The 15,183-nt window shown below is 59.7% G+C and carries 13 protein-coding genes and 1 pseudogene; 2 read left to right on the top strand and 12 right to left on the bottom strand.

Going from position 1 to position 15,183, the window contains the following annotated elements; genetic code table 11:
* Positions 1-135: 135 nt before the first annotated feature.
* Both QWY76_RS16075 and QWY76_RS16080 read right to left on the bottom strand, forming a co-directional pair.
* Positions 136-1,854, bottom strand: a complete 1,719-nt coding sequence (locus tag QWY76_RS16075) for a mechanosensitive ion channel family protein (protein ID WP_290312523.1) — start codon at positions 1,852-1,854, stop codon at positions 136-138.
* Positions 1,855-2,053: 199 nt separating this feature from the next.
* Positions 2,054-2,659: a TetR/AcrR family transcriptional regulator gene (locus QWY76_RS16080; protein WP_290312330.1), complete on the bottom strand. Its 606-nt coding sequence runs from the start codon at positions 2,657-2,659 to the stop codon at positions 2,054-2,056.
* A 107-nt stretch (positions 2,660-2,766) separates the two neighbouring features.
* On the opposite strand from QWY76_RS16080, the gene QWY76_RS16085 reads away from it, so the two are divergent.
* Positions 2,767-3,774: an NAD(P)-dependent oxidoreductase gene (locus QWY76_RS16085; RefSeq protein ID WP_290312331.1), complete on the top strand. Its 1,008-nt coding sequence runs from the start codon at positions 2,767-2,769 to the stop codon at positions 3,772-3,774.
* Here QWY76_RS16085 and QWY76_RS20135 read toward each other — a convergent pair.
* The 3 genes from QWY76_RS20135 to QWY76_RS16095 form a co-directional block, all read right to left on the bottom strand.
* Positions 3,700-3,942 (bottom strand): CPBP family intramembrane glutamic endopeptidase, encoded by a 243-nt coding sequence (locus QWY76_RS20135; protein ID WP_353960414.1) that lies wholly within the window; start codon positions 3,940-3,942, stop codon positions 3,700-3,702. The two genes, QWY76_RS16085 and QWY76_RS20135, sit on opposite strands and share 75 nt — an antisense overlap.
* Before the next feature lie 24 nt (positions 3,943-3,966).
* Positions 3,967-5,556, bottom strand: a complete 1,590-nt coding sequence (locus tag QWY76_RS16090) for an FAD-binding oxidoreductase (RefSeq protein ID WP_290312332.1) — start codon at positions 5,554-5,556, stop codon at positions 3,967-3,969.
* 85 nt (positions 5,557-5,641) lie between these two features.
* Positions 5,642-6,283: a glutathione S-transferase family protein gene (locus QWY76_RS16095; RefSeq protein WP_290312334.1), complete on the bottom strand. Its 642-nt coding sequence runs from the start codon at positions 6,281-6,283 to the stop codon at positions 5,642-5,644.
* A 126-nt stretch (positions 6,284-6,409) separates the two neighbouring features.
* Here QWY76_RS16095 and QWY76_RS16100 point away from each other — a divergent pair, with 126 nt between their 5' ends.
* Positions 6,410-7,306 carry a LysR family transcriptional regulator gene (locus QWY76_RS16100; RefSeq protein ID WP_290312335.1) on the top strand — a complete coding sequence of 299 codons (897 nt, stop codon included), beginning with the start codon at positions 6,410-6,412 and terminating at the stop codon, positions 7,304-7,306.
* A 282-nt stretch (positions 7,307-7,588) separates the two neighbouring features.
* Here the strand turns inward: QWY76_RS16100 and QWY76_RS16105 are convergent, their stop codons facing one another.
* From QWY76_RS16105 to guaA, 7 genes and pseudogenes are all read right to left on the bottom strand, one after another.
* Complete coding sequence (locus tag QWY76_RS16105) at positions 7,589-8,233, bottom strand: class I SAM-dependent methyltransferase (protein WP_290312336.1); 645 nt, start codon at positions 8,231-8,233, stop codon at positions 7,589-7,591.
* Positions 8,234-8,714: 481 nt separating this feature from the next.
* Entirely contained in the window at positions 8,715-9,344 is a 630-nt protein-coding gene (locus tag QWY76_RS16110; protein ID WP_290312339.1) for a GIY-YIG nuclease family protein, read from the bottom strand.
* 84 nt (positions 9,345-9,428) lie between these two features.
* Positions 9,429-11,669 carry an AAA family ATPase gene (locus QWY76_RS16115; protein WP_290312340.1) on the bottom strand — a complete coding sequence of 747 codons (2,241 nt, stop codon included), beginning with the start codon at positions 11,667-11,669 and terminating at the stop codon, positions 9,429-9,431.
* A 580-nt stretch (positions 11,670-12,249) separates the two neighbouring features.
* Positions 12,250-12,423 (bottom strand): annotated as a pseudogene (locus tag QWY76_RS16120) (GMP synthase (glutamine-hydrolyzing)); the annotation flags it as partial.
* A gap of 163 nt (positions 12,424-12,586) precedes the next feature.
* Positions 12,587-12,736, bottom strand: coding sequence for a hypothetical protein (locus QWY76_RS16125; protein ID WP_290312341.1), 150 nt, complete (start codon positions 12,734-12,736; stop codon positions 12,587-12,589).
* Complete coding sequence (locus QWY76_RS16130; RefSeq protein WP_290312342.1) at positions 12,733-13,524, bottom strand: zeta toxin family protein; 792 nt, start codon at positions 13,522-13,524, stop codon at positions 12,733-12,735. Before QWY76_RS16130 ends, QWY76_RS16125 begins: the two co-directional genes overlap by 4 nt.
* A 56-nt stretch (positions 13,525-13,580) precedes the next feature.
* Positions 13,581-15,158 carry a glutamine-hydrolyzing GMP synthase gene (gene guaA / locus QWY76_RS16135; protein WP_290312343.1) on the bottom strand — a complete coding sequence of 526 codons (1,578 nt, stop codon included), beginning with the start codon at positions 15,156-15,158 and terminating at the stop codon, positions 13,581-13,583.
* Between the last annotated feature and the right edge of the window lie 25 nt (positions 15,159-15,183).

Raw genomic sequence — 15,183 nt, forward strand, 5'->3', positions numbered from 1 at the left:
CGCCCCTGCCGGCGCGCTCGAGCCTGGCGGCATGCCCGGCCGGACACGAAGAACCCGCCGATTGGCGGGCCCTGATGCCTTTCCATCTTACCCGGCGACCGTCGCTGCGTGCCATTCGCTCGTGCCCGGCCGCCGTCAGCGGGGCGATCCGGCGTCGTTGCCGGGGGGCTGTTCGGGTCCCTCGCCGCGAGCGATATCGTCATGGCTGATGACCATCACCCCTCTGGGCCACCACTCGGGATGGTGGTCCCGAATGAAGGCCATCAGTCGCTCTCGCACATTCATTTCAGCGATCCAGCCGGCGAAGGGGTCCGAGGTCATGAGATAGCACACGATCGTCTGGGCCGTCTCGGTCTGTCCGGTCACATAACAGCACAGCTTGTGGTGCTCGATGACGCTGTCTTCTTCCTTCGCATACGCCAGGAACTTGTCTCTCAGGCAGCCGATATCGGCGCTCAGGTGAAGGGTCAGCTCCAGGCTTCTGTACTCCTTCGTGCTCTTGACCGAGAGGTTCTCGAAGGGCTTGGAGACGAAGTAGGTGACCGGCACGATCAGGCGCCGCTCATTCCAGGCCCTCAAGCGGATGAACGTATAGAAGATGCCTTCCACATAGCACCATTGCCCGTCGAACATCACCAGGTCGCCGATGCGTATGGACTTCGCCAGCGACAACTGAAACGACGAGAGGATATTGCCGAGTATGGCCTGGCCGGCGATACCCACCAGCACCGCCAGGACACTGGCCGATGCCAGCAGGGACAACCCCAGCGTCTCGAAGAGCTGGATCTGGCTCAGCACATAGATCGAGACGGCGGTCACCGTGACCAGGATGATGAGCCGACGCAGGGCGTAAAGTGTCGTCAGTAATCGACGCTCGTCCTTGGGCTTGGTGTCATCGATCTGCCCCATCAGGCGCTGCATCATTCTCAGCATGAGGGTATCGACGAGGCGAAGCGCGATCGTACCGGCCCCCCAGGCCAGAATGGCGATCAGCAGTACCCGAAAAGACGTGGTGGCCACGGCCGAGAAGGAGACCACGTAGTCGAGCAGTATTTGGGTGGCCAGCGACACGACGATGAGCGCCGCGGGTCCCCGGATGCGGCCGGCGAAGATGCTGGGGGCACCGGCCGGCAGCCAGCGTGTCGCCACCCCGACCAGGCTGTAGGTCCCCCAGCCCACCAGGCCCACCGACAGCAGGAAAACCGGTATGGCGATCCATTCCCAGATCTTGAGCACCCCGAACGAGGCCTTGAAGCGCCGCGGGATATATTCCTCCAGCCAGGAGGGGCCGTATCGTTCATACAGCAGAGGGACCGACGACACACTATCCGGCATGACCATCCACACCGGCGCCTCGTTGCCCACCCGATATCGGCCCAGGCGAATGTCGTAGGCATCGCCTTCGACCGTGAGCGATGCCAGCTTGAGGTTCCGACGCGGCTTCCCTGCCTGGGGGTGCTGACCCGACGGGTCCTCGATGGCGGCATCCTGGCGTCCGGAGAGGTCGGACACCTTGAGCCACTCGCCACGCTTGAGGACCTCGGCCAGTTGCCTGGCCAACTCGGCCCCTCGCTGTCGTTGCTCCGCCGGGGTCAGCTCGGAAAGGTCGAGCAGGTGGGCCGCCGCCGCGAAGTCCTCCTCTTCGGTCAAGGCCTGAAAGCTGCGGATCGCCTGCCGTGGCGTCATTCGCTTCACCGACTCGGGGGGCTCGTCCAGTCCCGCGTTCAGCGATTCGACGGGGAACCAGCGCGTCTCCTCGCTGCCGTCGCCCGGCGTCTGCGCCACCGCCAGGCAGGAAAACGCCAGCGCCAGCGCCGCCGCCAGCCACCGTCGCCACAAGCCATTCTTCTTCATACGCGCCTTACCCGATTCGGTGGGACATCCATGCATGCCTGGCCAGGCCCATGTCGGGGCACAGCTTAGCGCCCATGGCACCGCCAGACTCAACCCTGTGTTCGATAGCCGTGTCCTTTCTGCCACGTCTCGCTCATGTCGCAAGGCCAGCGGCGGGACGGTGCCTATCGGGCGACATGCAAGCGCCAAGGCAACGGCGTCACCGAGAGTGCGCTTGCACCCCACCGTGGATCAGCGAGGCGAACGCCCTGGCAGCCTCGGCCTCGCTGCAATTACCGCGCACCATCGCCCCCGAGAGGGCATCTCCCGCGCCGATCAAGCCGACGCAGCGTCGTTCGAGCTCGTCATCGGCCAACTCGCAGTACGGCGTCAACACCGCGGCGAACAGTTGGACGTAGCCGTCGAGCAGTTCCTGATAGACGCTCTCCTTCTCCTCACTCCCTGCCAGTGCGGCGCCGATGGCATGCCACTCGCCGCTGGTATCGGCATAGCAGTGAACGTGAGCGGCGGCGAGCATGTCAGCGGTTTCCTCGAGACTCCGCTCACCGCTGGTCAGTGCTTCGCGAAGCGCGTTCGACTGCTGCGAGTCGATCAGCTTGTAGAGTTCGATCAACAGCGTTGAGCGCGTGCCGAAATGATCGTAGGCGACCGGCTTGGAAACGCCGGCGCATGCCGCCAGATGCCCCAGGGTCAGGCGATCCGCCCCCTGCTCGCGGACGATCCGCAGCGCCGTATCGAGCAGCTGACGCCGCCGCCCTTCCCTCGAAAGCCGGCGGCCCGTGGGTTCCACGGCTTTTCCCTTCATACCGTTCGTCTCATGTCGCTCGTCATGTTATCGCGTCCGCTTGCATAACCTACCAAGAGTAGGTTAAACCTACCAATGGTAGGTTTTGACGAAACGGAGGCTCAGTCATGTTACAGGATCCCATTCTGCTTATCGGCGGCTCCGGCATCGTCGGCCGCTGGACCGCGCGCTTTCTGCGCGCCACGCATCCCGACGCCGCGCTATTGATCGGCGGCCGCGATCTCGCCAGGGCGGAGGAAGCCGCTGCGGAGATCGGCAATGCGGAGGCCGTGAAGATCGACCTGGCCGCCGCCGACCTCGGGCTGGGTGAACGCCGGGTCAGCGCCATCGCGATCTTTTTCACCGACACGACGACCGCCGCGCTGCGTTTCGCCCAGGCGCGCGGCGTACCGTATATCAGCATTTCTCCGGCCATCCACGAGACCGGCCCCGACGTCGCGGCATACATGCACACGCCGGATGCCGCGCCGGTGATTCTCGGTACCGAATGGCTCGTGGGCGCCACGACGATACCGACGCTCACGTTCGCCAAGGCGTTCGGCCGCATCGACGATATTCGCCTCGGCGCCCTGCTCGACGAGCAGGACGAAGGGGGCCCGGCCGCCTTCGCCGACCTCGAACGGCAGACGCAGGCCGTTCCTGCCGTGCTGGCGCGTCGCGACGGCGCCTGGTGCTGGCGCACCGGCGACGACGCCAAGGCCGAGTTCCACGCCGCCGACGGCACCCCGATGGCAGCCACCGCGCTATCGCCGCACGACATCGTCGGCCTCGCGACCGTGACCGGCGCGCCGAACGTCGCGTTCAACCTGGCCATCGGCGAGAGCTCCAGCCGCCGTCGCGGCGAACCGATGTCCACCGAGATCCTTATCGAACTCGCCGGCGAGGACCCCGCGGGCCAGCCGCTGCGCACCCGTCATGCGGTCACCCATCCCGAAGGGCAAATGCCGCCGACAGGCCTCGGCGTCGCGCTGCTGCTCGAACGACTCACCGGGCTCGACGGCGACCCGACGCCCCCAGCCGGGCTCTATTTTCCGTATCAGCTACTCGATTCGCAGCGCTATTTCGAACGCTTCGAGCAGGCTGGCGGGGAGATCTCGGCACTGGAAGCGCCGTGACAGGCACGCGCATGCCATGGCGCATGGCATGACGCTCGCTCGAGGCGGGTTGACGACAACGTGCACGGCTACCGAGGGCCAGATCGAGTCGCTTCGGCGGAACACCTCGCCCGCCGCGAGGCCGGCTATCGGTGCCGCCGGGAAACCCATGTGGATGCCGTGAAGGATCGCGACCGTCGCAGCGCGGGCCCGTCACCCCCTGGGGCCGAACGTCTCGAAGTCGATGCGGCCCGGGGAAACGCCTCCCGCCTCGAGGCCGGCGCTGAGATCGGCGAGGAACCCGGCCGGGCCACAGAGCAGGTAGCAGGCCTCGGGGCCGGCCTCGAGCGCCAGGAGGTCGCCGGCCGTGATCCGCCCCTTCGTGTCGTAGTCGACACCGGCCGTGTCGCTGGCGCGTGGCGCGCTGTAGAACGTGCGGCGCACCACGCCGTCGGACCCGGCCACCAAGGCCTCGACCTCGGCCCTGAAGGCGTGGGTCCCGCCATCGCGCGTGCCATGCACGAACCAGACGGGCCGGCCGGCGTTTTCGGCCACCACCGCGTGCAGCATCGAGAGCACCGGCGTGATGCCGACGCCGGCGCTGACCAGCACCAGCGGACACCGCCGGCGCGGCAGGACGAAGTCGCCCGAGGGCCGCCGCGCCTCGATGTGATCGCCGACAGCGACCCGGTCGTGCAAGAAGCGCGAGGCGGTGCCATCTTGCTCGCGCTTGACGCTGAGTCGGTAGGTCTCGGCGAATGGCGTCCCGGAGAGCGAGTAGCTGCGGCCCACCCGCCCCGGTCGCTGGGGGACCTCCAGCTCGATGGCCAGATGCTGGCCGGCCTCGAAGGGGTCGAGCGCAGCGCTCTCGGCATCGGCCAGGAGGAAGGAGGTGATCCGCTCGCTTTCGGCCACCTTGTCGATGACCCTGAGCCGCCGCGGTGGCTCGTCTTCCCGATGCCAGCGCAGCGCCAGCGCCGCCGGGCGGTCAACGACCCGCTCCACCGCCACCTCGATCATGCGCTTGGCGTTCGGGTCGTGGCTGCCTGCCGGTGCCCAGTCGATCCGGGCACGACCGGTGATCTGCAGCATGCCGCCCGTCGCGAAGTCGACGAACAGCAATCCCACCCGCGGATCGCGGAGCAGGTTGCCGATCGTGTTGAAGAAGTTGTTGCCCGCGTAATCGGGAATATGCAGCGTCCCCTCCGCGTCGACGCGTACGAAGCCGGGCTCGCCGCCCCGGTGCGAGGCGTCGTAGCCTCGGGACGGGCTTTCCCCGCCCGTAACGTGGTCTGAGTTAGAACCGAAGCCGGAACCGATGAAGAAGGTATCGGCCGCCAGGATCCGTGCACGCTGGGCGGCATCGAGGCGATCCGACACCACCGCGTCGGCCCCCGGCGAGGGCGCGACGCGCCGCCACTCGCGCTCGCGGATGTATTGCGGGCAGTTGCCGAAGCTCTGCCGCACATCGATGACGAAGGCGTCGCCAGCGGGGCGGATCACCCCATTGGCCCGGTTGCGCCGCCGCGTCGCCAGTTCGATGCCGAGCAGGCCGATGTCGGCGGCGCAACCGAGCGCCGAGGCCAACGGGTCTCGCGCATCGAGGCGCGCCGCGACCGTTAGCGTGCGCGAATCCGGCGACTCGATGAAGCCGTCTTCTCCCGCCAGCAGCGTGACCCAGGGGCGGCCCTTCTCGTCGCCGCCCGCGATGACCACGAAGGGCAGCATGGCGAAGAAGGCGCGGTGCTGCTCGGGCATATGGTCACGAATGAAGCGGCCGGCCGAGGTGGCGATGTCCTCCACGCCGGCGCGGCGCTGGGCGCCGAGTTCGCCCTCGTGAAAGGGGGTCGTGGATCTCATGAGCAGCCTCCGCTCGAATGCCGATACCTCAGGCGAGTGCCGGCGATCGCGCCATGCCGATGAAGCGAGGCAGCGCCTCGATGCGCGAGAGCCAGGCCCGCACCTGCGGATAGGCGGCGAGGCTCACGCCGCCCTCCGGGGCGTGGGCGACATAGCTGTAGCCCGCGATGTCGGCGAGCGTCGGCCTGTCGGCGGCGAGCCACTGGCGACCCTCGAGGTGGGCGTCCATCACCGCGAACAGCGCGTGCGCCTTGGCCTTCGCCGCCTGGTGATCGAGGGGCGCGCCGAACACGCTGACGAGGCGCGCGGCGCAGGGGCCGGAGGCGATCTCGCCGGCCGCGATGGAAAGCCAGCGCTGCACCCCGGCCTTCTCCACCGGATCGCTGCCGATCCAGGTGGCGGGGTCGCCGTAGCGCTCGGCCAGGTAGATGAGGATGGCGTTGGAGTCCGCCAGCGTGAGGCCATTGTCCTCGATGGCCGGCACCTGGCCCAGCGGGCTGATCGCGAGGTAGTCGGGCGCGCGATGGGCACCGTGCGCCATGTCCAGATCGACGGTCTGGTAGGGAATCGCCAGCAGCGCGAGCATCAGCTCGACGCGATGGCAGTGGCCCGATTTCGGATTGCGATACAGCTTCACCGGGGCATTCTCGAGGGCATTGGCGTTCGACATGACAAGGCTCCTTACAGTGACGGGAGAGGGGGTGTCCATGCAGGCCAATATATTCCTCGACGATTCATGGAAGAATATATCTACTATGAAAGGCACTACTTTGAATTCTGAAATTATCGAGTCGCCATGGATCGCCTTCAGGCCCTGAGAGTGTTCGTCGCCGTCGCCGAGGCGCAGAGTTTCGCCGGGGGCGCCCGCGCCACGGGGCTCAGCTCGCCCTCCGCCACCCGAGCCATCGGCACCCTCGAGACCGCGCTCGGCGCCCGGCTATTCACCCGCTCGACGCGGCGGGTCCGGCTCACCGAGGTCGGGCAGGCGTACCTCGCGGAGGTGCGAGAGATCCTCGCCCTGCTTCAGGCCGCCGACGACACGGCCTCGGGGGCGGCCAACACGCCCGTCGGGCAACTGCGCATCACCTGCCCGCAGGAGTTCGGGCGAATCCATGTCACGCCCCTGCTCACCGAATTCCTCGACCGCTATCCCCAGGTAAGCGCCGACGTGCTGATGGTCGATCGCATCGTCAACCTGGTCGAGGAAGGCTTCGATATCGCCGCGCGCATCGGCCACCTGCCCTCCTCCGAGCTCACCGCCGTGCGCCTCGGTCGGGTACGCCGCGTCATCTGCGGCTCGCCGGACTATTTCGCCACCTGGGGCCGCCCGCAAGCGCCGGCCGACCTCGCCTCGCATCGCGTTGTCTCGCTCGCTGCCGGCAATCCCTCCGGCGAGTGGCGCTTCGGCCCGGAGGGCGCGCAGGCGGCCAGGGTCCATTCGCGGCTCAGGGTCAGCAGCGTGGCGGCGGCCATCGATATCGCGAGGCAGGGCTGGGGCCTGTGCCGCGTGCTCTCCTACCAGGTCGGGCCTGATCTCGAGACCGGTCGTCTCCAGACCGTGCTGGAGGACCATGAGCCCGCCCCCCTGCCGATCCACTTCGTGCATGTCGAAGGCCGCCGGGCCGCGGCGAAGGTCCGCGCCTTCATCGACTTCGCCGCGCCGCGCCTGCGCCGGCTCGAGATACTGCAATGAGGGCGGCGCGGCCCAACGCCCGATGGCTCACCCGGTACTGGTGAGGTGTTTCCCGAAAACACGAGTGATTCGCAGGCACAAAAAAACCCGCCGATCGGCGGGTTCTGGTGACGGCTCACGTGACTCGCGACGAAGGCTCCGCTCCATAGGGTGGCCACATATGGGTCGGTCAGCTAACGGAAGCGGACTTTCAGAATCCACTCATGTAATGCTGTGCTTGAGGGGCGAGCCGAGGTGCCGAAGTTTGACAACGCCATTCTTGGAGGTTGACCCCAAATATCTTCATGTAGCGCGGGCTGCGATGAAGGGACGGGTATCACTTTTCCTGGAGCCGTGACGTTCGTTTTCCAGAATCTCGAAACCGGCCATGCGGATTGCTTCTTCGAGTGAAGCGGTGGCAAAGGTGGTTACGTGAGGTGCCTTGCCTACAAGGCGCATGAGCGGGATGGCGAGGCGGATGAGCGGATTCAGGTCACCGACGCAGGGCGTCTTGGAGATGAAGAGGCCGCCCGGCACAAGCAAAGTGCGGATGTGGCTGAGCGCGGCGGACAGGTCGCCGGCAAGGTGCAGATAGTTGAAGCCGAGAACGGCATCATACCTGGCGCTATCGCGCGCCAGTGTGTCGACGGTGGCCTGTCGGAAGCTCAGTTGCCCGTTGAGGCCGTTCTGGCGAGCACTTTCAAGCTTTTCCTGCGCCAGGGTGATCATGTGTGCAGAAAAGTCGGTGGCGAGGTAGTTCGCCGCAACATCTGAAAGGCGCAGGGCCGCTGTGCCTGTGCCGCAGCCCAGTTCCAGCACCTGCGCACCCGGAGCGATAAGCGCGCGCGTGCGCGCCAGTGACCTCTCGAAGCCGGCCTCATCGCCTATCGGGGAGGCCGCATACTTCTGTGCCGCCTTGTCCCAGAATTGCACGTCTTTCTCGCTCATCTGCCTTTTTCGCTCCAGGAGAAAATGGGGGCTATCCCCAATTATCCCTTGCCCCATTGTGGCGCCTTTCTCCCGCAAACAGCACTGCAGAGGCCAGGCCGTTGGTCAGGACCGAGGCCGATGGCGACGTCGGCGGTATCGCACCCTCGACAGTCGTAGGGCGCCCTTGCGAAGTCTACGCCACGCACCGCCAAACAGCCTGGCAAACAGATCGGCCCGCAATCGGGCATTGCGCTGCTCCACTGCCCGAATTTTCGGATCTGGATTGTGGAAGGCCATCGTCTCCTCCGCTTTCGAAAGCGCACTGGATGCATAGCATAATAGAGGCACTGCGCATGCTTTTCATGGTTGCCTGAAAGTCAGGAATCGGCCAAAAGCAGACATGAAGCAAGTGTTTTACTTATATCGTGGCACATGTAAGAATAGAAAAACTACACTCTCTTTAACCCATGCGTAAAACATCCATCCCTACGCACTTTTATTAAAAAAACTTCTGACTTGAGTCTTGCTTTTTTAAGTAAGGCGCGCATGACTCAATAACATCAACTGCCTTTTCAAGGCTAACCTCAAAAAACTCTCTATCCCCACGCACTCTATATATGTCTAGCACCTGATGCACTTCTTTTTCAACCATATCGGGCTTTCTAACCCTAGCTAAATAGCAGACTTCGAAACGATAGGCAACAGACGTATTAGACAGTTGGCTTGCTCGTTCAAATGCAGAGCCACAAGTATAACCTATCTTCAAGAGCCCCGGCATTGACTTATTCTTCAAGATATAAATATATCCAAACTTCCCGCCATGAGACAAATCCAAACCCTTAGGTACGTACTTGTAATGATTAAATGATTTTGATAGCAGCTCTATATTATTCTCGATTCCTGGGTCAAGCTTATTTTTATCAACAGAAAAAAGATCTTTTGTTTTTATGTATCTGCAAACACCATAGCTGTCATTACATAAAAGCGAATAAATATAATTTTGCTCATAAGAGTCTCTCGCCTTCCTAAACATATCTCTCAATCGTCGCGGACTCCCGAACTGATGCATCAACACATATTCCTTGTGCACTAGATCGTAGAAATCCTTTTTGTCTTCCCGCTTCTTCATAGCCTACGCACCTACCGTGAAAATTATCAACATAGATGGCGCTCTACCTTAATTCTTATACATGCATAGATCAACAAAAGGTGTTCACCTCTCCATGAGATTCGTTAGCCCCAAAAAATGAGCATTGTCTCTCTGTTCTAGAGCATTAAAAACTTTGTGCACTATGCTTTGCGCTGATGAAATATACTCGCCGTGCTCTACAGCTTGTTTTAGACTCTGCAAGTGTGAAGCATCGTCGGCAAACTTGGCAATCTCTTTGCGCTCCACTTCATTTTCAAAAAGAATATTTAGTTTGTCCGACCACCTTCCGGCGGCTGGATTCCTGAACCCCAAATAAGTTTCTAAAAATTTTCGGAGTATTGTTGGAGAGGTATACGCTTCGTGAAGCGTAGCGTCCTCAGAAGAAGAAAAATTGTAGAGTAATGAAAATAAAAATTGATATTCAGACTTAAATCTTCTAAGCTCAATGGGCATTTCAGTCAACTTAGCAAACGGTTCGCCCTGTTCATCATGAGCCCTTTGAGCAAGGTATCCTGAACACCCAGCCTTGAAATTCCTCTTACCATTAAGAGACTCATCTTTAAGAAAGTTAAGAAATTCATAATTGTGAGTCGAGACGAAAAGCTGTTTGCATTTCCCTTTCAACCGATTAGTAATCAATGAAAAAATCGAATAAATATGGTTAGAATCTAAACTTGAAATCGGGTCATCAACAAATATAATTGTTCCGTCCGGATCATTCCCCCCCTCCTCAATAGTCAGAAGGAAGTAAGAAAAGGCTATAGCCGTACGCTCCCCATCACTAAGATTTACTGCTTTTTCAGTCCCCCTCTGGAATTCAAATTCACTTTCGCTCAGTTGCACTGCACTGATATTTCTACCATAAAGGATCACACCAATCAATTCGTTCAACTTTGCAACTGCAACAGAATACCTTTTAACCTCCTTTTCCAGGTCATTGATTTTTCCTTGTATCTTGTAATTCAACACTTCGGATTTTTTCTGATTTTCTTTGATTTCCTTGTACAAACTCTCTTCATAAAGAATATCGCTATCTCTACAGAATCTAGCTGCTGAGTGCTTTTTTAGCCTATCTCTAGCCTGCGCTTTGGTTTCTTCCATGTCGCTGATCTGGCTATTATGCATCTGAAGTACATTTCTGACTTCTTGGGATAGATCTGAATGAGAATATGGCTCGACCTCATTTAGAGTATCTACAATTATCTGAGGAAGTGCCTGCGAGGTTTCGATGCTAGAGATTTTTCTTTCTAACAACTCAACTAGCATTGGGATGATCTTTCCACAGCATTCAGCATAAGGAATAATTCTTTCTTTAACCTTGGAGCACTCTTCTCGAACCGAGGGAATCAAATGAGCACTCTCAGGAAGAGTGACCTTTATTTCCAACCTACGAAAAGAATCTATCTTTCTTTCAATTTCATTAACCAGTGCTTCGTACTCTGTTGAAAAATGACCCTTCAGCAAATCAAAACGTCTGGCATCAATCTTATTACCGCAAAAACCACATTCATCGCCTTCAGAATGGAGCTCACGCCCACTCCTGACCCAAGCTTCTAGTTTTGGATCCTTCTGTAAGCGTTCGATCGCATTATTGGAGGCAGTTTGTCCAATCAGTTCTTCGACTTCTTCAGCCATCCTATCGATGCTTACATTTGGAATAGAAAAATTCTTTTGTTCAACGAACTGATCATTACTGTTTGCTGTAGCCTTGCAGGCATCAAATTCAGAATCCTCCAGGATATACTCATCCAATGAGCCCTTGACCTGAAAAAGCAAATCATCCAAACTTCGTCTGTTAAAATTCCTGTCTGAAACCAGTTCTCCGATGGAGCGTGCCTCGTTCCGCTTCAACCCTTCGTTAACACGCCTTTCCCAGTCAACCTTCTTTCTTTCCAAGTCTGATGCAATACGCCCAACATGAGATTTATGCTCTTCAAGACGAAGTATTTTTTTATGCAGCCTATTTGCATCATCGCCAACGACAAATACAGCAGGCGCATTATGCTCTTGCTGAAAGTTCCTATCAATGAAGTCACGGTTAAAAACTTTGCAGTTATATGGAGATTCAGTAGCATTAGAGCTATAAACAACCCCATCTTCATCTTCAACTTTAAAAAAACCACGCAGTGAGGGATTTTTTTGAGGCTTACCCAGAGCATCAAAAATCCGTGACAGAGTGGTTTTTCCGCTATAATTCCAGCCATATATCAGATTAAAGTCTGAAAAGCTTGGAAGGCCATCATGCCATTCAAAATTCCTATATATTCCTACGCTTTTAATTTCAAGAATCTTTCTTATTTTCATGACCAACCTTCCCTGGATTTAAAGTTAAGGATAGCATTCCTTGGAAGCGCATCATAAAGTGGATATTCGAAACCTATCACAAATCCATCTTTGATGAAAACCAACTCCCTGGTAGAGTTTATGTACTTCTTGACTATCACTCCCCTTGTCACTGGAATCTATCAAATAAACACCATAATGAATAAAAAATCAGGTCCTTTATTTTGAACGGCTAATTACCGCTTTGGGTCGAAAGCGGACATTTTTCAGCTTTTTGTTTTCGAAATAAAAATATCAACTGTCAGCAAACAGACACATTAAGCTCTGCGGAAAATCCCAAGAAAAACGATTCCCGTGAACAACTGATGGGTTTACGCATCCAGTCACACTACCGTCCGGGGATAACATCCTCTCCCTGCGACGCCCTACGCATTGTTCTCTGCTTCTACTTTCTATCGGCCACTGCCTTAGAGCCTTCAGCATAGTTAACCTTTGCCTAGTAACGTATAGCAACAAAAAAGCCTGCCGGTAAAGGCAGGCTTTCGTCTGACACGAGTGATACCGACGAGCTAGGCGCCTCTCATTCGCCCTGCTCTCTCGCTCACTCCCACTCGATGGTCGCGGGCGGCTTGGAGGAGACGTCGTAGGTCACCCGCGAGACGCCGCTGATCTCGTTGATGATGCGGTTGGAGAGGGTCTCCAGCAGCCAGTAGGGCAGGTGCGCCCAGCGGGCGGTCATGAAGTCGATGGTCTCCACGGCGCGCAGGGCGATCACCGTCGCGAGGAGCGCGTGATGGGCGGCATGGGGCGTCTGGGCAGGGTCGCGGCGAGATCTGAGCAAGCAAGGTAGCTGGGAGGCCTCTGAAGACGCAAAAAACCCGCCGTGTGGCGGGTTCCTGTGGACTCATCTCATGTTGAGACCAGCGCAATGGTCACCGTCAGCGCTGTTCCTTGGCCTGTTCGAGGACGCGCTTCTGGCGAGCGATGGCGTTGTTGATCACCTTTTTACGCACCGCCTGCTTCTGTTCCGCAGACGCATTACGCGCAAAATGGGTCAAGGGGGTCGACTTGGCGACGTGTTCTTTCATGCTCCATCCTCACCTACGAGCAGGCTATCCAACTGCTCACGAGTGTAGCGCTCGGGCAGATAGGCATCAATCGAGTCGATATCCGTCTCCCAGAGCTGGCTCGTACCATCGTTGTTCTTGACAATCATGTCCAGTATCACACGATCACCGTATTCCTGCTTGATTCGTCGCACAACGTCCTGAACGTCCAGAAACTGGCGGATGAAGGTATCGAGGGGAATATTCCTGCCCTCGACCTCTTCACGGCCGCGGACAAACTGCCACGCGAGGCTAGGATGCTGATAGACAAAGAATATCTGCACATCCCTGTCTTTATTCAGCGAACGTTCGATGTTCTTTCGAGCCACGTCGAGGCTGGCCAGCGTCCCATCGAGAATGAACGACTGACGCTGCTTCAGCATCAGGTCATGGATTCTCTCCACCAGGATCGACACGGCCCGCTGGAACAGCCAGGAGTTGTCGCCGGTGTACCCCGGCAGCTCCTCCCGCAGGTCGTCGGGATCGATGCGCAGTATGTTGCCCAGGCCATCCACGCCTTCTTCCCTAAGCTCATCGAGGGCGGCAACATACTCCTTGGATATCTCTGTCTTGCCCGCTCCGGGCGACCCCGCCATGAAGATCGATACGGGATGCTCTTCAGGTGAAAAACGCTCCCGATCCGTCCGCTCCCGGGCGATTCGCTGCCTGTTCCGCCTGGCAAAGGCCAACGCCTCGGCCATGATCTCTGCGTCGCTGACCATCTCTTCCCCCGCATCAAGCGGCATAGGACGAACCAAGGAAAAGGCCACCCGATTTCTCGAGTGGCCTCTCGAAGCCTACCGGCTAATGGCCGGCAGCGCGTCGCTCACTCCCACTCGATGGTCGCGGGCGGCTTGGAGGAGACGTCGTAGGTCACCCGCGAGACGCCGCTGATCTCGTTGATGATGCGGTTGGAGACGGTCTCCAGCAGCTCGTAGGGCAGGTGCGCCCAGCGCGCGGTCATGAAGTCGATGGTCTCCACGGCGCGCAAGGCGATCACCCACTCGTAGCGGCGGCCGTCGCCGACCACGCCCACCGACTTGACCGGCAGGAAGACGGCGAAGGCCTGGCTGGTCTTGTGATACCAGCCGGCGTTGTGCAGCTCCTCGATGAAGATGGCGTCGGCCTCGCGCAGGATGTCGGCGTATTCCTTCTTCACCTCGCCGAGGATGCGCACGCCGAGGCCCGGCCCCGGGAAGGGGTGGCGGTAGACCATGTCGTAGGGCAGGCCGAGCTCGACGCCGAGCTTGCGCACCTCGTCCTTGAACAGCTCGCGCAGCGGCTCGACCAGCTTGAGCTTCATGGTCTCGGGCAGCCCGCCGACGTTGTGGTGGGACTTGATGACGTGCGCCTTGCCGGTCTTGGCGGCGGCGGACTCGATCACGTCCGGGTAGATGGTGCCCTGGGCCAGGAAGTCCACGCCCTCGATCTTGGCGGCCTCGCTGTCGAACACGTCGATGAAGGTGTTGCCGATGATCTTGCGCTTGGCCTCGGGGTCGGCCTCGCCCTCGAGCTTGTCGAGGAACAGGTCCTCGGCGTCCACGCGGATCACCCGCACGCCCATGTGCTTGGCGAAGGTCTCCATCACCTGGTCGCCCTCGGCCTTGCGCAGCAGGCCGTTGTCGACGAACACGCAGGTCAGCTGCTCGCCGATGGCCTTGTGCAGCAGCGCCGCCACCACCGAGGAGTCGACGCCGCCGGAGAGGCCGAGCAGCACGTGGCGGTCGCCCACCTGCTCGCGCACCCGATTGATCTGGTCCTCGATGATCTGCGCCGGGGTCCAGTTGCGCTCGCTGCCGCAGACGTCGAGCACGAAGTGCTCGAGGATGCGCTGGCCCTGCAGGGTGTGGGTCACCTCGGGGTGGAACTGCACTCCGTAGAAGCGCTTGTCTTCCCAGGCCATGGCGGCGATCGGGCAGCTCGGGGTGGAGGCGGTCACGGTGAAGGCGTCGGGCACCCGGGCCACCTTGTCGCCGTGGCTCATCCACACGTCGAGCAGGCTCTTGCCGGTCTCGGGGTCGATGTGGTCGGCGATGTCCTTGAACAGCGCCGTCTCCTCGTCGATGCGCACCTGGGCGTAGCCGAACTCGCGCTTGTGGGAGCCCTCCACGGCACCGCCGAGCTGCTCGGCCATGGTCTGCATGCCGTAGCAGATGCCCAGCACCGGCAGGCCCAGCTCGAACACGCACTGCGGAGCGCGGGGCGAGTCCAGCTCGGTGACGGATTCCGGGCCGCCGGCGAGGATGATGCCATTGGGCCGGTACTCGCGGATCTCCTCCTCGGTGATGTCGAAGGCGCGGATCTCGGAGTAGACGCCGATCTCGCGCACGCGGCGGGCGATGAGCTGGGTGTACTGGGAGCCGAAGTCGAGGATCAGGATCTTGTGGGCGTGAATGTCGGTCATCTGGCCTTTCCTTTGGGAAGCAACA

It is taken from the genome of Halomonas maura (assembly GCF_030409305.1).
Classification (GTDB): domain Bacteria; phylum Pseudomonadota; class Gammaproteobacteria; order Pseudomonadales; family Halomonadaceae; genus Halomonas; species Halomonas maura.